General features: G+C 64.7%; 1 protein-coding gene. It reads right to left on the reverse strand.

Annotation, left to right across the window (positions count from 1 at the left end; all coding sequences use genetic code 11):
• Positions 1 to 466, reverse strand: a 466-nt coding sequence (locus tag GY791_21390) for an IS256 family transposase (protein ID MCP4330949.1), incomplete at its 3' end; no start/stop codon positions are given.
• Between the last annotated feature and the right edge of the window lie 95 nt (positions 467 to 561).

Below are 561 nucleotides of genomic sequence, written 5' to 3' on the forward strand. Positions count from 1 at the left end.
ACTTCAGCCGGGCGATGGTGGTCGCCGACAGGCCCGGGGCGTCGGGACCCAGCAGGGCGGCCAACGCCTCGCCGAAATCGCCCGTCGAAATGCCCTTGAGATATAGCCAGGGCAGAAGTTCCTCGACCGACTTGGCGCGCCTCAGATAGGGCGGCAGGATCGAAGACCTGAAGCGGATGCGGCCGCCGGCGGCATCGGGGTATCGATCGCGGATGCGCGGCCGGCGCACGGCCACGGCGCCGACCCCGGTCTGAACATCGCGCTCCGGCATGTAACCGTGACGTACGACACGGCGGTGCCCGGCATCGTCGACGAACTCGGCATGGGCAGCGATGAAATCTTCCACCTCCGCCTCCACCGCCTCGGCCAACAGCCGGCGGGCGCCCGCACGCAGCACCGACGTCAGCGGATCCGCGATCGAAATCGCATCTGGATGGGAAAACGAAACAACTCTATCCTCGTACATGGCGTATCCTTCCTTCTTGGAAATCGGCGACCTCAACATCGCCAGGATACGCCGCCTCTACATCACGCCATCACCAAGATTCGGTTATAGCTCGC

This window comes from Alphaproteobacteria bacterium (assembly GCA_024244705.1).
Classification (GTDB): Bacteria; Pseudomonadota; Alphaproteobacteria; order JAAEOK01; family JAAEOK01; genus JAAEOK01.